Source organism: Chryseobacterium sp. R2ACT005 (genome assembly GCF_049949215.1).
Taxonomy (GTDB): domain Bacteria; phylum Bacteroidota; class Bacteroidia; order Flavobacteriales; family Weeksellaceae; genus Chryseobacterium.
Map to the genome: position 1 here is coordinate 2,641,604 of NZ_CP188192.1, position 23,419 is coordinate 2,665,022.

20 protein-coding genes are annotated in these 23,419 nt (G+C 37.0%); 6 read left to right on the plus strand and 14 right to left on the minus strand.

Going from position 1 to position 23,419, the window contains the following annotated elements; genetic code table 11:
- Nucleotides 1–19: 19 nt before the first annotated feature.
- From ACPF63_RS12115 to ACPF63_RS12140, 6 genes are all read right to left on the minus strand, one after another.
- A complete protein-coding gene (locus ACPF63_RS12115) occupies nt 20–538 on the minus strand; it encodes a hypothetical protein (RefSeq protein WP_426480062.1) in 519 nt (172 codons plus the stop codon).
- A 24-nt stretch (nt 539–562) separates the two neighbouring features.
- A complete protein-coding gene (locus ACPF63_RS12120; RefSeq protein WP_426480063.1) occupies nt 563–5,320 on the minus strand; it encodes an RHS repeat-associated core domain-containing protein in 4,758 nt (1,585 codons plus the stop codon).
- An 18-nt stretch (nt 5,321–5,338) separates the two neighbouring features.
- On the minus strand, nt 5,339–6,598 hold the full coding sequence (locus tag ACPF63_RS12125) for a tetratricopeptide repeat protein (RefSeq protein WP_426480064.1): 1,260 nt from the start codon (nt 6,596–6,598) through the stop codon (nt 5,339–5,341).
- A 6-nt stretch (nt 6,599–6,604) separates the two neighbouring features.
- The gene (locus ACPF63_RS12130; protein WP_426480065.1) at nt 6,605–8,767 is read right to left on the minus strand and encodes a type VI secretion system Vgr family protein; all 2,163 of its coding nucleotides are present in this window, start codon (nt 8,765–8,767) and stop codon (nt 6,605–6,607) included.
- A gap of 576 nt (nt 8,768–9,343) precedes the next feature.
- Nucleotides 9,344–11,110 (minus strand): S41 family peptidase, encoded by a 1,767-nt coding sequence (locus ACPF63_RS12135; protein WP_426480066.1) that lies wholly within the window; start codon nt 11,108–11,110, stop codon nt 9,344–9,346.
- Between the two features lie 72 nt (nt 11,111–11,182).
- Nucleotides 11,183–11,686: a DinB family protein gene (locus ACPF63_RS12140; RefSeq protein ID WP_426480067.1), complete on the minus strand. Its 504-nt coding sequence runs from the start codon at nt 11,684–11,686 to the stop codon at nt 11,183–11,185.
- A gap of 168 nt (nt 11,687–11,854) precedes the next feature.
- On the opposite strand from ACPF63_RS12140, the gene ACPF63_RS12145 reads away from it, so the two are divergent.
- The 3 genes from ACPF63_RS12145 (at nt 11,855) to ACPF63_RS12155 (ending at nt 14,028) form a co-directional block, all read left to right on the plus strand.
- Nucleotides 11,855–12,991, plus strand: a complete 1,137-nt coding sequence (locus tag ACPF63_RS12145) for a tetratricopeptide repeat protein (protein ID WP_426480068.1) — start codon at nt 11,855–11,857, stop codon at nt 12,989–12,991.
- Nucleotides 12,992–13,211: 220 nt separating this feature from the next.
- A complete protein-coding gene (locus ACPF63_RS12150) occupies nt 13,212–13,547 on the plus strand; it encodes a nuclear transport factor 2 family protein (protein ID WP_180565612.1) in 336 nt (111 codons plus the stop codon).
- A gap of 136 nt (nt 13,548–13,683) precedes the next feature.
- Complete coding sequence (locus ACPF63_RS12155) at nt 13,684–14,028, plus strand: YciI family protein (RefSeq protein ID WP_077414625.1); 345 nt, start codon at nt 13,684–13,686, stop codon at nt 14,026–14,028.
- A gap of 76 nt (nt 14,029–14,104) precedes the next feature.
- Here the strand turns inward: ACPF63_RS12155 and ACPF63_RS12160 are convergent, their stop codons facing one another.
- From ACPF63_RS12160 to ACPF63_RS12175, 4 genes are all read right to left on the minus strand, one after another.
- The gene (locus ACPF63_RS12160; protein ID WP_426480069.1) at nt 14,105–14,665 is read right to left on the minus strand and encodes a DUF6624 domain-containing protein; all 561 of its coding nucleotides are present in this window, start codon (nt 14,663–14,665) and stop codon (nt 14,105–14,107) included.
- A gap of 63 nt (nt 14,666–14,728) precedes the next feature.
- On the minus strand, nt 14,729–15,283 hold the full coding sequence (locus ACPF63_RS12165) for an AAA family ATPase (RefSeq protein WP_426480070.1): 555 nt from the start codon (nt 15,281–15,283) through the stop codon (nt 14,729–14,731).
- 62 nt (nt 15,284–15,345) lie between these two features.
- The gene (locus tag ACPF63_RS12170; protein WP_426480071.1) at nt 15,346–16,341 is read right to left on the minus strand and encodes an MsnO8 family LLM class oxidoreductase; all 996 of its coding nucleotides are present in this window, start codon (nt 16,339–16,341) and stop codon (nt 15,346–15,348) included.
- Nucleotides 16,342–16,391: 50 nt separating this feature from the next.
- Entirely contained in the window at nt 16,392–16,748 is a 357-nt protein-coding gene (locus tag ACPF63_RS12175) for a winged helix-turn-helix transcriptional regulator (RefSeq protein WP_077414633.1), read from the minus strand.
- Nucleotides 16,749–16,855: 107 nt separating this feature from the next.
- Here ACPF63_RS12175 and ACPF63_RS12180 point away from each other — a divergent pair, with 107 nt between their 5' ends.
- Nucleotides 16,856–18,001, plus strand: coding sequence for an MFS transporter (locus ACPF63_RS12180; RefSeq protein ID WP_426480072.1), 1,146 nt, complete (start codon nt 16,856–16,858; stop codon nt 17,999–18,001).
- 52 nt (nt 18,002–18,053) lie between these two features.
- Here ACPF63_RS12180 and ACPF63_RS12185 read toward each other — a convergent pair whose 3' ends face one another.
- The 4 genes from ACPF63_RS12185 to ACPF63_RS12200 all read right to left on the minus strand — a co-directional run bounded on the left by ACPF63_RS12185 (nt 18,054) and on the right by ACPF63_RS12200 (nt 21,458).
- Nucleotides 18,054–18,218, minus strand: coding sequence for a bacteriocin-like protein (locus tag ACPF63_RS12185; RefSeq protein ID WP_180565608.1), 165 nt, complete (start codon nt 18,216–18,218; stop codon nt 18,054–18,056).
- 92 nt (nt 18,219–18,310) lie between these two features.
- Nucleotides 18,311–18,946, minus strand: a complete 636-nt coding sequence (locus ACPF63_RS12190; protein ID WP_426480073.1) for an ATP-binding cassette domain-containing protein — start codon at nt 18,944–18,946, stop codon at nt 18,311–18,313.
- Complete coding sequence (locus ACPF63_RS12195; RefSeq protein WP_426480074.1) at nt 18,933–19,844, minus strand: hypothetical protein; 912 nt, start codon at nt 19,842–19,844, stop codon at nt 18,933–18,935. Before ACPF63_RS12195 ends, ACPF63_RS12190 begins: the two co-directional genes overlap by 14 nt.
- Nucleotides 19,845–20,156: 312 nt before the next feature.
- Nucleotides 20,157–21,458 (minus strand): Ig-like domain-containing protein, encoded by a 1,302-nt coding sequence (locus ACPF63_RS12200; RefSeq protein WP_426480075.1) that lies wholly within the window; start codon nt 21,456–21,458, stop codon nt 20,157–20,159.
- Nucleotides 21,459–21,693: 235 nt separating this feature from the next.
- Here ACPF63_RS12200 and ACPF63_RS12205 point away from each other — a divergent pair, with 235 nt between their 5' ends.
- Both ACPF63_RS12205 and ACPF63_RS12210 read left to right on the plus strand, forming a co-directional pair.
- Entirely contained in the window at nt 21,694–22,575 is an 882-nt protein-coding gene (locus ACPF63_RS12205; RefSeq protein ID WP_077414643.1) for a cupin-like domain-containing protein, read from the plus strand.
- 126 nt (nt 22,576–22,701) lie between these two features.
- A complete protein-coding gene (locus tag ACPF63_RS12210; protein ID WP_426480076.1) occupies nt 22,702–23,415 on the plus strand; it encodes a hypothetical protein in 714 nt (237 codons plus the stop codon).
- Nucleotides 23,416–23,419 lie beyond the last annotated feature (4 nt).

The window sequence follows — 23,419 nt, forward strand, 5'->3', positions numbered from 1 at the left end:
ATTTATTCATGAGATTTACTTATCCCGTAATTTTAATTGGTTTATCTTTTCTTTTGAAATCAAACCAGAATATTTTACTTTGCCCCATACTTTTTAAATAAAAAATATCCTTGTAAAAAGTTCCCGCACCAGAGTAAACTCCTTTCTCATAATCAGCATCTTTCTTTAACATATTAAGCAGTGCATTAAAAAATGATTTAATATTTTTTTCAGGAGTCTTGCTTATCATTCTTAATGCCGTCTGTTCAATATTATCTCCGTCTTCTCTACCTCCGGTTCCCTCTATTGTATAACCATATATTTCATCACTATAGAAACTTATTTTCTGTGAAACATCAATTAACTTTGTGGATAGAAAAAAACAACTATAGCTTTCATTAATATCAATTTCTTTAATATTATTTTCTAACAAAGTATGCCACACTTTTCCTGAATCTCTATATTCAATATATACATAAACTTCATACTTATCTAAAAGAGGTTTAGCATACTCTATTACATTATCAATTGTATTTAAAATACTTATTTTACTTGCCATTTAATCTCTATTTACTATTTTAAATTATCTATACGCAGATGCTTTACCATATCCTTCAAAAGTAACATCATGGCCAGCATTTCTAACATCTTCCAAAGCTAGCCTTTCTCTTATTACTCCTGTTTTTCCATCTTCTAATGTTCGTCCAACATTTATGTGGTATATATCTCCATCAGCATTTTTAAATGATGCATCCATTCTTCTCACATCTTTATGCCCTCCTAGGTCGTCTAATATTATTTCTGTTTTAGAACCTCCACCAATATGCTCTACTCCAGGTTTAGCTGTTTCTCTTGCTATGATTTCATCAATTTTAGCATTATGATCACCAGTTCCTTTACTCTTAGGGCCTGGCTTTTGATAAGGGGTACCATCTTTTTTAGTTTTTCCTGCCCATCTTTGCCCGGCTAAACCAAATATATCTAAATAATTGTTAGAATCATGAACATATGCATAGATATTATAACCTCCATCAATATCTATCGGATCTTTACTAATATATAAACCACTGTTTACATCATAATATCTTAATCTATTATAGCAAAGATCAATTTCAACATCATAATACTGTCCCTGATAACGGAAAGGCACAAAATTTCCAACACCAATTTCAACTTTTATATCTCCATAAATATTAAGCTCTCTCTCCCAAATCTTTTCTCCTTTTTCAGTGTAAACCTGTATTGGCGTTCCTAAATGATCATTAACAATCGTGTAACATTCATTATCTATTATTTTCGCACTTGGTACATGACTTCCTCTTTCATACACCCAGGTCACCACATTCTCCACAGGTTCTTTTCCCACAATGATATTTCCGTCATCATCTACAACCGTTACAGAAACTTCTTCAGCATCATAGCTCCATTCATGCAGAAGAACATTACCATCCCAAATATAACGAGTTATTTTCTTTAGGCCAATTTTTGAGGTTCTTCTTCCGAGGGCATCATACTCAAAGCTTACCTCTTTGCCGTCGGGGCGTTTTACTTTAGCCAGCATCCCGTTAGCATTCCAGGAATACGCCCAGTCTCCGGAAGACCATTCCGGGTTTTGTATTTCTGTTGGAGAGTCTTCGGTTACATCGGGTAAATCAGCTCCATCCGGCAGTTTCGGGCTGTTCAGCCAATCTGAAGCAATGGTTTTATAATAAGGATGTGCATTCTCCTGTTCTTCTTTATGCTCCGGTTTGGCATCATTAATGGGCCGTTTACTTTTTAACAATAAATTTCCTTCTTCATCGTAATGGTAAAACCAGTTTTTATCGCGCATCAGCTTTCCTCCTTCGTCGTAGACGCGGTCAGTCTGCCGGGCACTTTCATATAAACATCCCGTAGCATCCGGATTTTTGTACTGTACTTCTCCGTTCGAATATTCTGCAGCAACAAGGCTTCCGAAAGCATCGTAATCAAATCTTGTTCTTCCTCCCGTCACCCTGTCCAGCGTATGCAGCAATCGGCTTCCGGCTCCCCAGTCATAATCTTTATGGAAGGTAGTATTGGTTTTATTCACTGTTACTTTCTGACTTACCGGCATTCCGATATGATCAAATTCAAAAGTGCTTTCTACCCCGCCGGTCATTTCACGGGAATGCATCTGTCCGTTCCGGCTGATCTCAAGATTCATCTGCCAGGGTGCATGCACTTCCGGAATAGTGGCAGTTACCGTTTTAAGCTGTCCCAGATCATTATAAGAATAGTCTACTTCGGCTCCTAAGCTACTTTTCAAACCAATCAGATTTGCCTGAGTGTCATATTCATATTGAATGGTGTACGCACCCTGTTTTTCACTGGTGATCTGTCCTAATTTATTTCTCTGAAAGGCTACACTGCTGTTTTCATTATCTGCTTTAACCAATAATCCTGAGGAGTCATACTGATAGGCTTCCCAGGTTCCGTCGGGATAATGGGTCTGTGTTAATCTTCCGCCCAGATCATATTCATAAAAAATATCTTTCCCGTGGGGAGTTCTGGTTTGGGTGACCATTCCGTCTTTATCTCTTACAAAGAACTTTTTCTGGCCGTCAAAACCTGTCTCCCCGGTGACTTCGTCATTATAGTTTCTTTCAAACTGGTAAACTTCTCCTTTTTCATTGGTAATTCTCATCAGATTTTCATAAGCATCATATCCGAAAACCAACGTTTCTTCTTTTTTATGAGAAAGAGCATTCCTGCGGACCTGACGTTTAAGCCTTCCCATTGGCGTATAGCTCATCAGCCATTCTGCGCGCCCATCAGTAGCATACACCGGAAGATCATAGGCGTCGTAACGAAGTTTTAGTGGCAACTGCCCCTGTTCATTCACTTCTACAACCCTTCCCATTTTATCCCTGTTCCAAAGGACTCTGTTTAGAGGTTTGGGGCTGAAAACCAATAATCTTCCATATTCATCATACCTCCAATATTGCTCAGCTCCTATTGTATTGGTTAACTGAATAAGCTGACCTCTATTATTATATTCGTAAGATGTTGTAATATGTTCTTTTATGCTTTTTTCGGGAAGTCTGCCACCGTCTGCATATTCATAATATACACTTTCTTCGGCAGGATCGGTATAGCTTATCAGTTTTCCCTCATCATCATAGATCCATGTTTCCGAAGCTCCCGAAGGGGAAAAACGGGCAATTACCTGTCCGAATTCATTGTACTGATAATGGTATTCTTCTCCATCCGGAGTATGGAAAATTTTAATATTTCCCATTTCATCATACGTATACCCCTGGACACGTCCTTCAGGCGTTCCAATCATCTTTAGTTCGTTGTGCGCTGTAAAATCATACCATGTTTCTCCACCCTCTCCATCTACTTTTTTGTAAACCAGAAAGTTTTCATCATAATGATATTCCTCTGTTTTATTGTTTTGCTTTGGATAGATAACTTCTGTAAAGCCTTCCTCATCATGGTAATGAAGTTTTCCTTCCATATATCCATCCGTACCTTTGGTATGAACTACTCTTCCGTTTTTGTCATATTCCCACTGATAGCTTATTCCGTTCCGGTTAGTTCTTCTCACAACATAGTTTTCTCCATCATAGTCAAATACAATGGCCTTTTTATGAATATCCCAAACATGGGTAAGATTGCCTCTTTCATCATAATCATAGCGAACTTGTAAGTCTCTTTGTTTTTTATAACAGTAATATACTTCTGTTACTTTTTTATACTCAGGATTGATAACAGTTTCTATGCTGAATCCACTCTTTACATCTTTTATGCTTTTCAGGATAATATTGCGGTCTTCATACTCATATTCTCTGATCGTACCATCTCCATATTCAATACGAATTACCTTATAAATTAGTCCTTCCGTAACATGATGAAAGCGTCTATAAGTATAAATATCAGTTCCTTTACGAATAACCCAAACACTGCTGCTTGGTCTGTACTGCCATATTTTCTGATCTCTGAAATAGGTCATCTCTTCACCAATTTCAGGTGCGGGAACCAACATTGCAATATTTTCATCAGGATGCATCCAACCGGCAAACTTATTGTCTTCTTCAGGAAGAATAAACAGGTCATGATTATTAAAGACACCGTTTCCTAAAGGACCAAAATCGTAAGGCCGGTCGCTGTGCCAGATATTTCTCCAAGTTAAAGGTGTACTGCCCTGAATAATAAAATCTTCCCATTCGAAAACCATGGCACCGGTTGCAAAATTCACAGGTTCAAGGCCGTAATGACATAATTTTTTGGATAAGGCATTGGCCAATTTAAATTTATTGAAAGGCGCTTTTTTAAGAACACTGTTATTGAGTTTTTTTAATCCATTGGCTCCCAGTTTTCCTATTTTCTTAGTCAGGCTTCTCATCAAAAACATCCCCGCAAGACGCATCAGCATTTCTCCGGGGGTATACACATGCGGAACAAAAGCTCCACCCACCAACACAGGACCTCCTGTATTGATCTGAATATACATACTTGAAAAATTATTATAGAAGGCGAAATAAGCCAGTGGATTTTTCTTTGGTTTGTCCGGCATGGCGGGCAGCATAGTCATCCCAAAAGGAAATCCCATACAGGTAAGCACCTGTTGCGGTTGATTTCCACTCATTTTACTTCCTTGCGCCAGAACGGTCTGTGAACCATAATAAACTTCCCCTTCATGTGGAGCTTCCTGAGGAAAAGGAATTAAATATACAGGAATTAATGATGTGATATGTCTGAATGGAATCACTACTCCCATTACACTTGTTGTAGTGGTTGCCTTATGTCTTCCGTGAACGTAAATAGAGCCTCCCATCGGAATACTTTCCGGCAATGAGGGCATCAAATTTCTTGCGAACTGTGGAATCGGAATGGTGATGGTGATGTAATCCATGATGTCAAACACAATTCCGATAAAAGGATGTGGCAACGGCAGAGGAATCAGCATAAATGATGGCGGTGGTGGAATCAATGTCCAGTGGATATCAATTGCCAGCACAATATCAAAATGCTTACTCGTATGCTGAATCGCAGTGGAAGGCATTGCCGGTGTATTGACTTTAATTAGCTTCACCTTGCTTTCCGGAGCAGCTTTTTCAGCTGTTACAGCGCTCTCTCCACCGCCTCCGCCACTACTTTTTTGTGGCTGACCACCGTCTCCTCCGGCTAAGGATTTAACCATAGAAACAGGATTCAGGGAGTCAACATTATTTTTCATCCCATTCTTCCATCCCTGCTTGGTTTTGTCCCAGCTAACCGAAGTAACGTCTGCGTTCACCTTCAAGGAGCGTTCCGGGTTCATATCCGGTTTTGCAACTTTGATCGGTTTTACTGTCTTTTTATTCAGATCTGCCATGATTGTTTTAATTTGAGATTACCCTGCTTTTGGTTTTTCTACACTCACTCTCCATTCATCACCAAAATAAGTCTTCATTTCATTGTCCAGTATTGTTTTTTTATCACGATCGCCTTCGTATTTGAGAATCAGCATTGAGGCTACAAACCGCAGGCTGCTTTGGTCCCGTACTGAAGGTTCCATTAATTTTGCTATGTCGAGGCATTTTTCAAAATACCTTATCATTTTATCTTTTGTCAGCACAGTATCATTCAATGTTGCAATGATTCTGTAACATTCAATAGCCATCGCATATTCTCCTATCTTTTGTGCTGTTTCTGCAGCTTTTTCAAATATTTTTTCAGCCTTGGATTTTTTGGAATTTCCTAACAGATGGCTTCCATAATTCATATACATCTGAACTTCCAAAGGCGAGTCGGGCTCTACTTCTTCAAATATTGTCCTGTACGTATCTTCTGCTCTATCTTTTTTCTTGTCTGCTGTATATGACTGGGTAAGCATAAAATAGGCAGAAATCTCTCCCTGTTTATTTTTCTGTTCTTTAGCCAGCTTCACTGCTGTTTTTAAGGCATGTTCCGCTTCTTTGAATCTTTCTTTACTTAAATGATTGCTCGCTATAAGAATCTGCTGCTGAAAATCTGTATCCGGACTGTTTTTTTTCCTGTTTGTATGAGCTGCTGTATTCTGCATTAACTGATGAATATCCACTTCTACCCTGAAACTGTGCGCTGAAGGAATCTGCGATAGTGTTCTATAGGTATGATGTTCTGCCCAAACCAGTTTAATATCTTTATTTTCTGATATCTCACATATCTTACACCATTCTTTCACCCACAGGGACAATTCTTCTGTATCACTGATCCTGAGTGGGGCAATATATAGGTAGATTTTGGAATCCTTAATATTCGGGAAGTTTTTCTTTAATTCCAGTAAAGGATAAAATGCCTTATAAGCATCAGTTTTAAAAGTTTTTCCCGGATCTTTGAAGTCCCATTGCGGAATATTTTCTTCACTTTTTTTCAGCATTTCGTAGAATTCAGTCCATTCATCCAGTAAAGTCTGTCCAAAGGATTTCATTCCGTTAAATTCCTGATAATGGAGTAAAAAAATATCATCCCCTTCTTCATCTTCGGAAAGTTTTGACTTGATAAATCCGTCAAAAAGATCGGTTTCATGTTTTTCTCCTATACAGATCAACATAGGTTTTTCTTCGTGCTTTAAAACAACTTTCTGCCATTGTCTTTTTAATTTTACCAACTCCAAATCTACTGGATTCATCTGCTTTTAATTCAGTTTTACAGTTCCACTTACAATATTTGTTTCACTTCCGCCACCCACATTAATTTTTCCTCCACTGCTAAGATTGGCTTCCGTATCTCCTCTCATTGAAAGGGTTTTGGTTCCGATATCCAGGGTATCTGACTTGATTCCGACTCCGGAAGTAGGATCACCGTCTTCAGGTCCTACCCCAACTCCGATACTTGTTGTTCCCCCAACTCCGATATTAACTCCCTGTACAAATATTTCTTTTCCTTTGATCTGAATATTTCCATCTTTATCCATATAAATAGAGCTGCTTCCACAGTTCAGGGTAATAGAAATTTTACTGTCTATACTTATATTTCCTGCACCATCCAGAAAAACAGAATTCTGGTCTTTATCTCTCACGGTAATTCCTCCCGCATCATCCAGACTCATGGTATGTCCGCTTTTACTGCTTAAGCTTTTAATATTATTTCCGGTTCCGCCGCCGCCGCCAACTCCACCGTGAAACATTCCTCCCATCACGAAGGGACGGTCAGGATGCTGATGGGCAAAGTTGACCACTACCTGATCACCTTCTTCCGGAATGGCCATAAAGCCTCGGTTTTTACTTACTTTTTCACTTCCACCTCCATCGGGAGTCATTACCCGGATGTATTCTGTAGTGGTAGAACCATTCTGCCAGTCAAACTGAACTTTAACTCTTCCCTGATTTAAGGGGTCTGTATTGGAAATCACTTTGGCAAATTGTGCATCCGCTTTTGGAATATGAAACTCCGGGCGGGGAATAAATCCTGTGTCAGAAGCTATTGCTTCAAATGTTCCGGTATAATATCCTCTTGCATCCACCTCATGATACATATCTATAATCATCAGTTTGGTGAAATAGGTGGTTTCACTGCTTTCTGCTTTCCGCATTTCAATATCAGCAATACATCCCGGATATAGGAATGGTACTGTAGTAATGCCTGAAATAACAAATACTTCTGAAGCTTTACTTCCGGCTGTTCCTTTCTGAGAGTTTTCCACATCCATAAAAGACACTGCTTTTATTGGAGCTACTCTCAATGAAGGGGTTGTAAAGGTTTTTTCTGATATTTCATACGCTCTTTTAGCAATATCTGAAGTATGGGTAATCTTAGAATTTCCTGCCGTTAATTTTTCATTTTTACTGCTGTTATATCCATAAAATGAAGGATTCACGTGCTGGGCTTTCATTTTGATTTTTACGTCACTCACACTGCTTCCGTAAGTAAGTTTCACAGGCTTTTCCTGAGGTGGAAGCTTCCCGAAATGCAGAACTTCACCATCATAATAAAACTGTTCACCATACGCTTCTGCTATTCTTGCCAGATAGTTGTAATGGGTTTCTTCATATTGTGAGCTGTACGAAATGTTTCCGTGGGCAGCATCCACTCTGAAATCAAAGGAATTCTGTCCAAGACCTTCTTTGATCACCTGATCTGCAATACTGTTCAGACTGATCTCCTGTGCTCCGCCAAAACTCTGAATATGAGGAGCTGCATCCAAAAGAACAGTCGGGCTTGAACCTGTAAGAACAATATTTCCCAGACTTCCTTTTTCCTGGCTGAAACCTACTTCAGTGATTACACCTACAAAGTTTCTTTCAGGGCCGTCTTCAACGTCTTTGTATCTGAAAATAACCGTAATTCTTTTTCCCAGAAAGTTCTGAGCTTCTTCCAGATTATGGTTTTCCGTGCTTCCCAGTGTATCGTGAGCCAGCATAAGATCGAACTCATGATGTTTTACAGCACTTTGTTTTAGCTGAAAATGTTTGAAATGTTTGATTACTTTTCCGTCAATTACAATTTCAAGCTTTACCACACGGTTGATTCCCGCTACCTGATTGCCAGGGATTGTATTGGCGTTATAGATTCCGGAAGTAGGTTGTTTTGACCATACTTTATCCTCTACCAATGTGGGTGGATTAGGCTGCTTAACCTGATTCATAAACATTTGGGACCCGCTTTGAACCATTCCGGTATAGGCCTGCGCCTGAACCATTTTTTCGGTAGCTTTTTTAATGGTTCCACTTGATTTTTCCTGTACTTTCTGGGCAGCTTTGCTTACTGCCTGGTCTTTGAGAGTCTCTTTTAGATTATCTGCAGCTGGAATTTTATCTTTGGAAACAGGCATTTTGGGTGAATGATCGTCCTGAAACATAGTTGTAGTATTTTGATTGATTGGGTGTCAAATTTTTTAAAGGCTAAAATCTACCTGAATCAAAAAGATCAGATACATTTTCGTTATCCGTGTTCTATTCTAAGGAATAAAATCCGGATATTGAGATCAAAAACAGGGTATAATGTAATGAGTAAAAAGATAAAGCAGCATATTTATCTACTTTATTTCCCTGCTGGATTCCAGGATTTCTCCTGAGTTTATTGTGATGATATGCAAATTTTAATCATTATTAATTTTTTTGTAATTGGATTTGGTGTTATTACAAAGATAAAACGCTAATCTCTATTCAAAAAATTTTCTGTGACTAATCTGAAATTTTGTAGTAGTTCTACGACTTTTAATTAATAATTCTAAAATAAATGATTTAAATAAAAGAATAAATACCTCTTTATCAAATGAATATTTAACAATTTTTAATAAATAAAAACAATAAATTTATCACTTAAAACAGAAATAATATAAAATAAAACTGGATTCTGGCAACAAAAAAACCAGCTGCAAATAATGAATTTAGAGCCGGTTTTATATTTAATAATACAATAAAAGGAATCGGTTTTACGGTTTTCGGAGTTCTGATACTTTTTTCATATAAATATCAGTCTGATCAAGAAATTCCTGATCAGTCTGCTGTATCTGAATGTGAGGGATAATTCCGTGACCTCTTTTCTGATCAGGAAGATTCTGCGCATCCTGAATGACATGCACAATAGAGAATCCGGTCTGGATACCGGTATTGGGAAGTTCATATACCAGCGGAAGATGGCCGTTATGCTCATAATACCCTCCTACCGTTTCTTTACCGATCACAATGGCATTGGTATAAGATTTTATCAGTGAGGCCAAATGTGAAGCTGCGGAAGCCACTCGTTGGTCTACAAGCAGATAAAGCTTTCCTTTAAAAGTTTTGTTATTGGGTAAAATCGAAGGATTTTTGTCATCTGCCCAATAATATTTTCCTTGAACCTCTTTAGGATAAAGCTGTTTCAGATAGGCATTCAGTCCATGTTTGTCCTGTACTCCATTGGAAAGAAAAAGAGGTGTTATGACCATCTTTTCTTCCATAGGCACTTCATTAAAGTTGGTATAAGCATATTGGCTGTCGCGGAAAGGTCTTTGGGTAAGATAAGAAAATACTTTTTCATAAAGAGCCCCTGTACCTCCGGTATTTCCTCTTAGATCTATGATCAGGTTTTCTGTTTTTTCGCTTTCCAGAGTATTCATCATCTGGTCAAGAAAAGCACTGAATTTTTTATAGGCAGGATCTTCTTTCCCGGTTGCAAAATCAAACCCTCTCAAGGATAAGCGATAGATTCCATCTCCTTCTTTATTCAAACTGTATTTTTCAGACAGCAGTTTTTTGTCAAAGGCAAGCGAAAATCTTGAATCCTGAAGTTTTTTAAAATCGTCCAACGATATTCCCGGCAGTGATATTTCTTTTACAATTCCGTTCCATTTATAGCTGATGAGATAGTTTTTGTGGGTTCCGAATTCCATATAAAATTTATCCAGCATTCCTCTTTCAAAACCTGTTGTTTCTTTGTAGGGTGCTGAATATCCGTCAGAAAAATAATACTGAGAAAAACGGCTGATCATTTCTTTTGCAGAAACTCCGTTGATAGAAAGGATTTCAGCACCAAGAGGTAATGCATTATCTTTTGAATCCTGAAGCAAACGACCGTCAATATTCTTTAAAGTAATGGGTAAATATTCCGGTTTCTGTGTGAGATAATAAGAAGCGTGATTGGGAAGATCTGTATAGTTATGGCAGCTTCCTTCAAATCCGGTAATCTTTGCAATGACTTTATAGAAATCAAAAATATTTTTGCTGTTTCTGGCTTCTTCCTCAGCCTGTCGGTAAATACTGTCAATTTGCTTTCTTGTTCTGTATACATACAGTCCGGAATTTGCTTTTTCTCTTATAGAACGGAATGTTTGAAGATCTTCTACAAACTGATCAGGACTGAATTTCCCTTCCAGAACAGGCACATTTCGGGACTCTGTAATGGAAACTCCGGCCGTTTTACTTTTTTCTGAATACGATTTGGCCCAGATTTTAAATTCATATTTTTTTCCTTTTTCTGGAGTAAAATAGAAGCGTTCAACACTCTTTATACCTCTGGAATCGTCCTGTTCTTTTACTTTTTTTCCATCCATAAGCAGCGCAATTCCCAGATTGGCATCTGCAGACTGTACCGAGATCCAGGAAGGTTTATGAGATTGGGGAGAATATTTTAAAGTGTCTCCAGGTTTCAGATCTGAATAGGTTTGTGCATAGGCACTGTTTAAAAATAGTAAAAGAGGGATGATAAAAGGTCTGGCCATTATTATTTTTTGAATGGGCTAATATACAAATTAACCCAAATGGATTGAAACTCTTTAAAATCTACTTCCATTCTATAGTTTTACGCTCAGGTTCTGAACTTCTTCGGCAGAAAATCCGTAAATCTGAGGTGTTTTCACATCCAAAAGATTGAGATAGATGTATAATTCTGCTCTGTGATGAATCTCATGTTCTATCATCGCGCGAAGCCATTTCCAAACAGAGATTTCACTGTTGGCCGGAGTTAAGCATTTGCTGGTGAGATCTTCATCAGAAAGGCCGTTAATGATTTCCAGCGTTTGTCTGTGCATTTCATTGAAAAACTTCACGGTATTTTCATAGCCATCAGCAAGTTCTTTTCCACATCCCGGATAAGCACTTTTCTTTCCAGTAATGGTTTCTCCATACATATAGCGTTCTATGGTAGCAATATGTCTTATCTGATCGCCAATAGTAAACTTCCCGGGTTTATAGGAAAAATCTATATGTTCAGGTGGAACAACTGCAATAATGCGGTTGGTTCTTTCTCTTATTTTCTCATAATAATTGATGAATGACTGTACCGTTTTTATTTCCATATTCATTGAGCTTTGTCTGTCTTTTTTACAGGATGAATATAAGCAATCTAATGGGGAGAAGTTTTGATTTTACTATAAATTATTCATAAAATTTAAAAAAATCCCCAATATGTGACCGTAAAATTTGGAGGCGTATTAAATATCCAATATTTTAGTTAAAAAATAACCATGATGAAAATAGGGATTTGCTTGTGCATTATACTATTAGGCTTTAACAATATCACTGCTCAGTCTGCAAAAATTGACACTGAAAAGCTTCTTGAATATTATGAGACACAGCGCTATGCCGATGCTGCCAAATACCTTCAAAGCATATATCCCGGAGATACGCAGGATGTAAAAGCTCTTTCACAAATAGCCTACTGTCATATGATGGCTGGAAAACTTCCGGAAGCAGAGAGAAATTATATAAAAATCAATACTATACAACCGAACAGCCTGCCAACTCTATTTAGTCTGGCAAGCATCAATTCCAGACGGGGTAATGTGACTAATGCCAAGGCTTACCTTCAACAGATCATTCAGCTGGATAGTCTTAACTTCAATGCTTACAAGCAGCTTGCCACCTATGCTGATACTCCCGAAACTAAACTGAACTACCTCAAAAAAGCCAGCTCCCTGAATTCTACTGATCCTGATGTAGCTTATGATCTTTCTCTGACTTACAGTGGCCTGAAACAATATCAGCCTGCTTATGATGTTTTAAAAACAGCCATCGCTTCTGACACAGAAAATTTCACTTTACAACAGGCTTTATTACCCGTTGCCAATCAACTTGCCAAATATCCGGAAGTAATTGAAATTGGTGAAAAACTTCTTAAAAACCATGCGGATGTGAATGTAATAAATGATATGGGACAGGCTTATTTTTATGTAAAAGATTATCAAAAATGTGTTAGCCTTTATAAAATGCTGGAAGTTATGGGAGTACAAAACGAAGGCACTTTATATTTCATGACCTTAAGCTATCGTGAACTGAAAGATTATAATAATGCTGCTATCTATGCACAAAAGACTATTGATGAAGCTGTTTCAGATCATACCACGCTGTATTATGCCGCATTGGCAGGCATCTATGAAGCCAAAAACCAATACAATGATGCGGTTACAGCTTATAAAAGAGGATTGACTTTTGGGACCAGTAATATTATTTATTATCGCTTAGGCCTTCTTTATGATCTGAATCTGAAACAGCCTAAGAATGCGGTCACCTACTATCAGATGTACCTTAAAAACCATCCGGACCAGGAAAAAGAAAAAGATCAGATTGCGTATGCAAAAGGGAGAATTCTTATTTTAAAATAATAGAAGGCGAATACATACAATTTTACATCATTGTCATTGACTACGTCGAATCTTCGATTTCTGACAAAGGAAGAATCTCATGTAAAGCCAGGATTCTTCATTTCACTACGTTACATTTATAATTACCTAACAGAAAATTCCAGTTATTTTTGTGATTATAGTCACAAGTGAGCTATTCAATGAACCGTTAATTTTGCATTCAACAATAAAAACAATATTTATGGACAATACAACCCAAAATGTGGCAGAACAGTTTATTCAGTATTTAAATGAAGAAAATTTTGACAAGGCGGAAAGCTGTCTTGATCCTGATTTTAAATTTATCGGAGTATTGGGAAAAAGGGATAATGCTTCGGTTTATATCAAAGATATGAAGCAAATGAAGTTTAAGTATACAATTCTGAAAGCTTTTACGTCTGGTGAAGATGTATGTTTCTGGTATACTATTGATATGGGAGAAAAAGCGATAGAAGCTTCCGGATGGTATCAGATTAAAGAGGGGAAGATTCATACCTTAAAAGTACTGTTTGATCCCAGACCTTTATTGGATAAGTAAAAATCTTGAATATCCTGGAAATACGGCACCTGATTGTATGACATTTGAGCAAAAACCAAAGGGCAGATTTAAAATAAAATTAAAACGCTGTCCCTGTTTTTATGTCTTAATCGTCATTTAAATAAAGAATCTGCTTATGAAAGAATTTGCATTAATTTTCAGACTGAAAGACATTTCTGATTTTAAGCCTTCTCCGGAACAGATCCGGGAGCGTCTGAATTGGCTGGGAAGTATCGCTGCCCAAAACAAGCTTGTAGATAAGGGAAATACTCTTTTGCCCGCACCGGGAGCTGCAAAAACGGTAAAGGCGGATAATATTGTAACGGATGGTCCTTATACCGAAATCAAAGAATTTATCAGCGGGTATATTATTGTACGGGCAGACTCTATTGATGAAGCGGTAGAAATGGCTAAGGGCAATCCTATCTTTAAAATCGGAGGAAATATTGAAGTGCGTGAGGTTTTGAAAGTGGGTCAATAAGATGGAAGCAGGAAGATGGGAGTTGGAAGTTATTATAGTTTATGTATAAAATCCATTTCTTCATTCTGCAATCTTTTTAAATCCAGCCTACTTTTTTTCTCCACACTGTATATTCAACATTTTTATCATCTATTTCCGGAATGTCCTCAGGTTCCGGAATTTTGTTGATTTCTATCTCAGGCAACACCGGAAGGTTTACTTTTTCACGTTCTTTGTTTAGGGTTTCTTTGTTTTCTACGGGATATATTATTCCTTCGGCCGTCAGCTGTGTTCCATATTTTTGAGGTTTACTTTGAAAGAACTGAATCCGGTCATATAAATAAGCTTTATGTATCGGATTAATATCACTGTTTTCTTCCATCATAATACAGCATTCTTTCATAAACTCTGGCTCACCAATAGCGTGCTGGATAATCAGCCATGCGGCATTGCTTCCTTTTTCACCTACTTTTGAGAGCGTTGGAAACCCGATCTCAGTTATAATTTCCCGGAGCCGCAGTGCATTAGCTTTATGAACCTTTTCCATTTCAGGATGGTAACCTCCGGACAGTTTTCCGGCAGCGAGCAGCTCTTCTCTTACAGTGAGATCTTTATCAGCAAGTTCGATCAGTTCTTTTTCAAATAAGAAATTGTCCATATTATTAATGATAATTGATTGGTGATAAAGGATGTACCTCAGCTGAGCCTACTCATTTCAGTTTTATATCAGAACTCTGTCAAGGATAAAACGGGCTCTCTTTTCTACAGTAACTTTCGGTACTTCAATGATATTGAAGCCGTACTCCTCATAAATCTCTTTCATACATTCAAAAGTGAGGATGGCTTTTTCAATGGTCTGTTTTCTCTCCGGGTCATTTTCGTAAATCTCTTTCCATGGAGGAAAAATGAAAACATTGTTATTATAAACCATTTCTCTGGCTCTTGCTGTCATTAATTCCGGAACAAGAATATTTTCAAGCCTCATATACCCCAGCGTGTCCCATATTCCGCGGTCAAAGAAAACAGGTTTCAAATGGGACGCTTGGTTTATTTCCAGATAGGTTTTTACCGATTCTTCAAACATCAGACTGGCAAAAAGTTCTTTGTTCAGCCAGGGAAGCCCTTCTCCTCCGGACTCAATCTGTTCTTTTATAATTCTCCTGCCTTCTTCAGGGACTGCTGTCAATCCATATTTATTTAATTCATCCAGCACCGTTGTTTTTCCAGCTCCGGGACCGCCCGTAATGATATATAATTTTGAAATATCCTGCTTCATGCATTCGAATTATGTTTAAATACAGCCCCAGTAAAACAGAAATTTTGGCTTTCTTACAGGGCTTAATTATTATTTTTAATGATACTTTTATAGGTATGAATACGATCTTCTTCCTTATACATATTACTCAATATCAAAAGATTATCCGTATTGTATTTTTCTGAAATCTGCTGCAATCTCTGCGCCACAGACTGCGGTGTTTCTATAATAATTCTCTCTAAAAAGGTGAAAAACTCATCTTCATCTTTAGTTCCCAAAATCTTTTGCTCTACAACTTCAGGAGAAAGAACAGCATTGGGACTGACTAACTGGCGGGATTGTAAAAACTGGTAGGCCATTCCATAAGCATTCCGTCTGGCTTCTTCAATGGTATCTGCTACCGATACAGCAACTGCCACCTGCAGAGAAGGCTGGGAAAAATATTGAGTACCATCAAATTCTTTGAGATAAGCTTCTGTATTTTCCATCCCGTTCTCACTGTTCATAAAAGCAGCGAAGGAATATCCTGTCCCATGTTTAGCCGCTTCTTTTGCCGAAGTCATTCCTGATCCCAGCCACATGATTTCAGGAATGTGCTGCACATGGGTAGGTTGCGCAATAAGTCCGTCATAAGATCCTTCTTCCTCTCTGATCAATTGAATGATCTCTTCGAGTTTCGTTTCCATGTTTGATAACACTATCGGCTTATGACTATTGAGTGCCATAACAGCATCTTTCAATCCTCCGGGAGCTTTTCCCAATCCGAGAATAAAGCGTTCAGGATACAGAGTGGACAGCATTTTGGCCCATTCCGCAATTTTATAGGCAGAATAATTCCGCATCATAATTCCGGCGGTTCCTATTTTGATATGGTTTGTTTTACTTAGTATAATTGCTGCTAAAAGTTCAGGACTGGAACTCCCATAAGCTTCTACTCCATGATGTTCGGCATACATGACACTATGAAAGCCTGTTTCTTCAGCCAGTAAAGCAAGGTTGATACTGTTTTTCAATGCGGAGGCTGCACTGCCACCCATTGTTACAGGTGACTGGTCCAAGATCCCTAATTTCAGCTTCATACTATAGAATAGATTTTGTGTGAAGGTATGAAAAAAGACAATATATTTTTTTATTCTTTAGGCGGAAAAACAATGCCTTCATCCTTAATCAGATCATAGCCGTACTGCATAATGGTCTCAATAACCGGAATGGCTTTTTTCCCTTTCTCCGTAAGGCTGTATTCCACTTTCGGCGGCACTACGGGGAATACTTCACGATGAATCATGTCTTTAGCTTCCAGTTCTCGCAGCTGGCTGGTCAGCATTTTATCTGTAATATGAGGAATATCTTTTTTAAGCTCACTGAAACGAAGAGGTTTTTCCTGTAATCTCCATAGAATCGGCATTTTCCAGGTTCCTCCAATATGACTTAATGCAAATTCAATAGGCGTATAATACAGTCTTTTATCGTGGAAAAATTGAGGCATAATAATCGTTTTTTATTTACACTTTCAAAAAGGTAAGTATAGAACTAAAAGGTAAGTATATAGTTTTCTGATAGTCTATTCTGCAAATTTGCAAAAAAATAATGAAAATGAACAGAAATCTGTATGTACTGGCACTTGGTGTTTTCGGAATCACAACCACAGAATTTGGTGTTATAGGGGTATTGCCTGAAATAGCTTCAGCGTTCCGGGTTTCCATTGAAAAAGCGGGATGGCTGCTGAGTGCTTTTGCGTTGATCGTTGCTGTTTTCGGCCCTTTTATGCTGATGGCATTATCTACCTTCAAAAGAAAAAATCTATTGATTTCTTCATTATTTATTTTCGTTGCTGCCAATATTCTGTCTGCGTACATCACCAATTTTTATATGCTCCTTGTAGTCAGAATGATTCCCGCGTTCTTTCATCCAGTTTACTGGTCGATTGCTTTATCTATGGCCGGAGAAACCTCAGATTCTACAGAGAAATCCAGGGCTGTTAGCATTATTTTTTCGGGGCTTACTCTGGCAACGGTAATGGGTGTTCCACTGGCGACTTTTATGTCTGATCTCTTTTCCTGGCAGTCTTCCTTTTTGCTTACCGCTTTTATTAATGGAATTGCACTGGCTGGTGTATGGATCTGCTTACCGCCTATTCAACATACAAACAAGCCTTCAATAGGTTTTTCTGTTAAAATATTTTACAATACCCATTTATGGATCGGGCTTCTCCTTGCATTTTTCACCATTGCAGCCATGTACTCTACATATGGCTATATGGCAGATTTTTTAAAGAAAGTTACCCGGATGAATGGCAAACAGGTAAGCCTCATGCTTTTTTTATTTGGAACAGTGGGAATTGCAGGAAATAAAATTGCAGGAAAATACATGAGCAGATTTCCATTTCAGACTACTCTCCTGTTTTTAATTCTATTATCAGGAATTCATCTGCTGATGGGATATTCTGGAACCTATTTTATACCTATGATATGGATTATCGGGTGCTGGGGAATGGTACATTCGGGAGGCTTTCTGATCAGCAATATCAATGTCACTTCTTCTGTTTCAGATTCTTCGGAGTTTATGAATAGTATTTTTACTTCGTGTGGAAACTTTGCCGTAACCGCAGGTACTTTATTTGGAGGATTCTGGATTGCCCGTTTTGGTATAGAAAACATAACATGGTCAAGTATTACAGCATTATTTCTGGCAGTTATGATGTTGTTTATCAAAAAGAAGTATGAAGAAAACAAGCCATAATAACGTAAAAATAAACCTTCCGTACTCCGGAAGGTTTTTTATAGAAAAATGATCATGCACATCTGATATCGGCACAACCACCGCCGCCGCCATTTCCATTTTTATAATAACATGTTGATGTAGGACAGCCACACGCTATACACTCACTTTCTGCAGGTGGGCGACCTCCTGTGATTGTTTTTAAACTTTGTCTCGCGATTTTCTTTAGATTTTTCATAATAAATAAGTTATTAGTTTGAAAAGGCAATTTAATAAAAAAAATCCTTAAGAACTCTTTCTCCTAATGTTAAATAGTATTAAAAAAACGATCTAGAATTTAAGTACATTCAATTGGCTGAATTCTTCCTTTTCATAGATCTTTTCAATATTGCCGTTTTGTAGAAAAGCGATTTTATCACAGGTATGAAAAAGAGTTTCAATAATATGGGAACTCACGATAACTACTTTGTTTTCGGATTTCAGCTGTCTGATGATACCATAAAGGATGTGAACTCCTTCAAAATCTACTCCATTGAATGGCTCGTCAAGGATATTAATAGGCTTATCCAACATCAGCATTCCGATAAGAGCCAGCTTTTTCTTCATTCCGCTGGAATAATACTGCACATATTTTTTCATCGGAAGATTGAATTTTTCAATAGCCTCTTTGATTGCAACTTCTTTTTTTGAAGTAAAATAAGCAAGATATTCTTCTCCCGTAATGTAAGGGTAAAAATAGTTTTCGGTTTCCAGGTAAGAAATCATTTCCCGTTTCAACCGTTCATTTTTCCAGCTGATCTCTCCTGAGAATGGTATACTTTGGTACAGGGATTCAAACAAAGTAGTCTTTCCCGCCCCATTTTTCCCAAGCAGTCCCAATATGCAGCCTTCTTCAATAGATAGATTCAGATGGTTTAAAACATTCTGATTTTTAAAATGAACATGTATATTTTTAATCTCCAACATAGGTTTTAATATTTTGAGAAGCTTCTTTTATATTATTTTTCAATATGAATACCGCCGGGATAATGATTATACTGGATATTGTATACTCAATAAAAACACCTATAGTGTAGTAATTACTCTTTTCTTTATGATGGTACTGCTTATATTTTCTGGTCAGAATCAGCATACAATACAGGTTCATAAAAGCAAAATAATAAAGTATATATAAACTTTCAGCAGGGTTCAGAATCAGAAACATAGCGTATGTTGGCAACAACAAAGCATTGAAAAGCAGAGAATTCCTTCTGAGTTTCTCTTTTAAAGTATATTTTTTAAAATACATCTCCAGCATTTCTTTATTTTCATTAGGTTCGTAAAGATGTGAGATATAATCCAGTGCAAAAATTCCTGTAAGAATCAGAGCCACAAAGTGATAAGCTGAACACCAGAGAATAACCAATCCCAAAACTGCCAGCAAGGTATTTTTTCTCAGAAAGCTTTTCCATTCAAATAAATCATCCGGAATAAAGTTCCACTGAAATGTCATCCATGGCTGGGTTCTTGGAGTGATAAAAGCCAGTAAGGCAAACATCGGCAATAAAAGTAATGCGGTTTTCTCAAATAAGTAATGAATATTTCCGCATAACAAAATACTGTAAATGAATACCGCTTCCAATACAATAATCCAACGCCAGCTTTTGACAAAGACCTTTTTAAGGAAAGGAATATCTTTTCTTTCGTAATGAAACAGCAATGCCAGTATAAAAAATAAAGGCGGGTAATAATAGCTTTCAGGCAGCTTCATGATGACAAGAACTCCCAGAATAATCAGCACAGGTATACCTGTTCTTGGGTTCAGATTGAGCAGTCTGAAACTTTGATGAAATCTGAATTTTAAATGGTTGAATAATTTCTTCAAGGTTTTACAGTTATCTTTTAATCCTTATTTTTTCGTAACCTGTTGTCTTTGATAATAGTTGTTATTACAAAGTAAATCAAAAGTGCCAGCATATGACATCCTGATACAACAAGCAGGCAAAACCACCATACAAGACCTGCTCCTCCACTGCTATCATAAATTAAATGATAATATAATATTGAATTGTATAAGCAGAACAGGAGCATATTGACACCGCCAAACTTCCGGCTATGCCTGAAGGTTAGAATAATAAGAAAGAAACAAACTATTGAAGCTAGATATAAAAGCTGGTTATCATTCATAATGATCAAACTATTTATCCCTTGTTTTAAACTTTACAAGAAGTGTTTCATCTCTCAGGGGATACCCGTCTTTAGAAGCGAAACTTTTGTTCGTCAGCACAAATTCATACTCCTTACCCGGTTTCAGATCTGCTGAAAGAACCAATGTTCTGTCATTATTTTCCATTCCTATTATTTTGGTAATTGGAAAATATTCTTTTCCTTTATCGGAAAGATTGAAGGAATAGCTTTTGGGAACCATTTCTTTTGAAAAGGTAATTCTTATTTCTTTTGTGTCAGCACTTACATTTACTGAACCGTTTTTAGGTTCTGTTTTTACCACATACGGTAAATTCTTCTCATATTCTTTGATCAGCTTTTGTTTATCAATTTTTTCTTTGAAAAATTTTGACCTGGTGAGGAAGTCTTCAACAGCTTTATCGTTGTCATAATTCAGTTCAATAATATCTTTTACAGCCTGTTTTTTATCTTTTGCATTCCGGTAATAAGATTTAGAGATTTCATATCCTACATAATATCCCAGATCGGCACTTTCTCCTTTTTTTCTTCCGTTATAAAGCCAGTTTGTAAAATTACCGGTGAACATTTCTTTTTTAAAGAGATCTTTAACCTCAGCCGCATGAGCATTTCCATAAGAGAGATATTTTCTTTCCAAAGGTTTATTCATCACCAGTTCAGCAATCAGATCGCACGATCCTTCTTTTATAGATTTATTTAAAACTCTTCTACGGTCTCCGATCTGCTGGGTATGGATATATTCATGAACATTTAAAGAGACGATATTATCCAGAGATTGTTGGCCAAATACGGTTTTCAGCCAGTCTTCCTCAAATTCTGAAACATCTGTAGATGGAAGCCCTGTTGCCAGTTCAGCACCCACCAATACCTTATTTCCACTCACTGTCCCCCCGGAATTAAGTCCACCTATCGTAAAATACATTTCAGCTTCTTTAAGATCCGGATAGATCTCCTTCAGTCGGATAACACTTGTTTCCAGCTCATTTGTTTTAGTTTTTATAGTCAGAGTATTTGGTCTGATCGAATTCCAGAATTTAGGATACTTATCAATAATGTTTACAAACACAGTATCATTATAATCTCTGGCCTTCATAAAAGCTTTTAAGCCTGCTGTTCCTTTATCGATATATAATTCTTTAATCAGGGTCAGTTTTTGGGTATGATCGTTTGTTTTTTGAATGCTGTCATAGGCCACCCAAAAATTGTCAATATCTGAAGTGAAAATTTTAGCTGATTCCTGTGAAAAAGCAGTTGCAAATACAAGCAAAAAAATAATCGTAGTGAAAGTTTTCATGGCTGTTTTTAATGTCACAATAATACATACAATTATTCTATTTCACAACGATCATTTTACAGCATAAACACAGTATATTTTAAAACTATTTGAACTAAAAATCTAACACAATAACTCTAAAAAAAGAGACAGAAATATGTATTTTATCATTTATTTATATTAATTCCAAATAATTTTATTTCTTTCCGTTTTATTGTCGCAAATATTTAATACTTTAGCTTAATAATTTGAACGAATGGGAATAATCCTTAAACCAATTGATATTGTAGATGATATTTCACAAGAAGATTTCCGTGAAAAATATCTAAAGCCATGTAAGCCAGTGGTAATCAGAAATATGGCAAGAAAATGGCCTGCCTACCAAAAGTGGACAATGGAGTATATGAAAGAAGTGGTTGGCGACGTTGAAGTTCCCCTTTACGACAGTTCCAAAGCAGATCCTGCCGCTCCTATCAATACTCCGACTACGAAAATGCCTTTCAGTGATTATGTAGACCTTATTCAGAGAGAACCTACTGATCTGAGAATCTTTTTCTTTGACCCTATAAAATTTGCTCCGAAACTTTTGGACGATTATGTTCCGCCAAAGAATCTGATGGGTGGGTTTTTAGATAAATATCCGAGTATGTTTTTCGGAGGTAAAGGTTCTGTAACCTTCCTTCATTATGATATAGACATGCCTCATATTTTCCACACCCACTTCAATGGAAGAAAACATGTTCTTTTATTTGAATACAAGTGGAAATCCAGACTTTATAAACTTCCGTATGCTACCTATGCACTGGAAGATTATGATATTTCCAATCCTGATTTTGAAAAATTCCCGGCATTGGATGGTATTGAAGGAATCGAATGCTTCCTGGAACACGGAGATACTTTATTCATGCCTACCGGCTGGTGGCACTGGATGAAATACCTGGATGGATCTTTCTCTATTTCCCTGCGTGCATGGGACAAAAGCTGGGCTGTAAAAGCACATTCTCTTTGGAATCTTGCTGTTCAGCGTAATTTTGATAATTTCATGAAAGGCCGATACAAAAAAAGATATATGGACTGGAAAGAAAGAAAAGCGGTAGAAATAGCCAATAATGCGTTAAAAAGAGGACTTCCTAAATAATAAGAAACGTTTTTATACCATAAAAGAGTGGATGATTTATCTTAAGTCATCCACTCTTTTATTATGTTTTAAGATGTAATACAAAAATTGATTAAATTGCAAAAACGTTCCCTTAATACCTTCTATATGTTTGAAAAGTTGATTGATAGTTTTGAAAAGCTGTGCCTGCAGATTATTATTGAAATATTGTTGGTTCCCGTAACCATTTTTAAATTGTTTCAGGATCCCCGCCGCTGCTATGATCTTTCCGTACACGAGATGGAAAAAGAGGAGACAGAACGTTTTCGCGACTATCTCTCTCCTATCAAACTTTCAGTGTATACTTCCGTGATTGTCTCCGTACTTTTAATGGATTATGGTGGTGAGCACAATATTATTTCCAAGATCAAGGGACTCAGCATGATGGAAAAAGCTTTGTTTATATTCCTGATGAATAATATTACTGCGGTTCTCTTCAGTGTTGCTTTATTGTGGTATAAAAAGGAAAAAATAAATACTATTACATTTAGAACGTTGCTGTTTTCTTTTATTTATACTACCGTGTATACTTCTACTCCTTTTTTTATATTAATTACTTCAGCAATGTTTTTGGGTCAGACCCTGAATGTAGAAGCCTATATTGATAGCTTTAGTAAAACAACTGAATATGAAACAAGAGATTATCTGTTTTCTCTGGTTTTCCTCGTCTTTTTTCTCATTGGAATTATCGGGATTTTTAAGTTGTTCAAAGCCCTGCACTATATTCTGAAAAATAACTTCACCTATCATCCTTATATCGTATGGTTTTTTACCGTACTTTTCTTTGTTATTCAGCTATATTATGCCACAGGGTTTATTTAAAAAT

Bases quoted from the DNA above. Each gene is read 5' to 3' on its own strand.
- ACPF63_RS12115 (WP_426480062.1), bottom strand. From the start codon at position 538: ATGGCAAGTAAAATAAGTATTTTAAATACAATTGATAATGTAATAGAG.
- ACPF63_RS12120 (WP_426480063.1), bottom strand. From the start codon at position 5,320: ATGGCAGATCTGAATAAAAAGACAGTAAAACCGATCAAAGTTGCAAAA.
- ACPF63_RS12125 (WP_426480064.1), bottom strand. From the start codon at position 6,598: ATGAATCCAGTAGATTTGGAGTTGGTAAAATTAAAAAGACAATGGCAG.
- ACPF63_RS12130 (WP_426480065.1), bottom strand. From the start codon at position 8,767: ATGTTTCAGGACGATCATTCACCCAAAATGCCTGTTTCCAAAGATAAA.
- ACPF63_RS12135 (WP_426480066.1), bottom strand. From the start codon at position 11,110: ATGGCCAGACCTTTTATCATCCCTCTTTTACTATTTTTAAACAGTGCC.
- ACPF63_RS12140 (WP_426480067.1), bottom strand. From the start codon at position 11,686: ATGGAAATAAAAACGGTACAGTCATTCATCAATTATTATGAGAAAATA.
- ACPF63_RS12145 (WP_426480068.1), top strand. From the start codon at position 11,855: ATGATGAAAATAGGGATTTGCTTGTGCATTATACTATTAGGCTTTAAC.
- ACPF63_RS12150 (WP_180565612.1), top strand. From the start codon at position 13,212: ATGGACAATACAACCCAAAATGTGGCAGAACAGTTTATTCAGTATTTA.
- ACPF63_RS12155 (WP_077414625.1), top strand. From the start codon at position 13,684: ATGAAAGAATTTGCATTAATTTTCAGACTGAAAGACATTTCTGATTTT.
- ACPF63_RS12160 (WP_426480069.1), bottom strand. From the start codon at position 14,665: ATGGACAATTTCTTATTTGAAAAAGAACTGATCGAACTTGCTGATAAA.
- ACPF63_RS12165 (WP_426480070.1), bottom strand. From the start codon at position 15,283: ATGAAGCAGGATATTTCAAAATTATATATCATTACGGGCGGTCCCGGA.
- ACPF63_RS12170 (WP_426480071.1), bottom strand. From the start codon at position 16,341: ATGAAGCTGAAATTAGGGATCTTGGACCAGTCACCTGTAACAATGGGT.
- ACPF63_RS12175 (WP_077414633.1), bottom strand. From the start codon at position 16,748: ATGCCTCAATTTTTCCACGATAAAAGACTGTATTATACGCCTATTGAA.
- ACPF63_RS12180 (WP_426480072.1), top strand. From the start codon at position 16,856: ATGAACAGAAATCTGTATGTACTGGCACTTGGTGTTTTCGGAATCACA.
- ACPF63_RS12185 (WP_180565608.1), bottom strand. From the start codon at position 18,218: ATGAAAAATCTAAAGAAAATCGCGAGACAAAGTTTAAAAACAATCACA.
- ACPF63_RS12190 (WP_426480073.1), bottom strand. From the start codon at position 18,946: ATGTTGGAGATTAAAAATATACATGTTCATTTTAAAAATCAGAATGTT.
- ACPF63_RS12200 (WP_426480075.1), bottom strand. From the start codon at position 21,458: ATGAAAACTTTCACTACGATTATTTTTTTGCTTGTATTTGCAACTGCT.
- ACPF63_RS12205 (WP_077414643.1), top strand. From the start codon at position 21,694: ATGGGAATAATCCTTAAACCAATTGATATTGTAGATGATATTTCACAA.
- ACPF63_RS12210 (WP_426480076.1), top strand. From the start codon at position 22,702: ATGTTTGAAAAGTTGATTGATAGTTTTGAAAAGCTGTGCCTGCAGATT.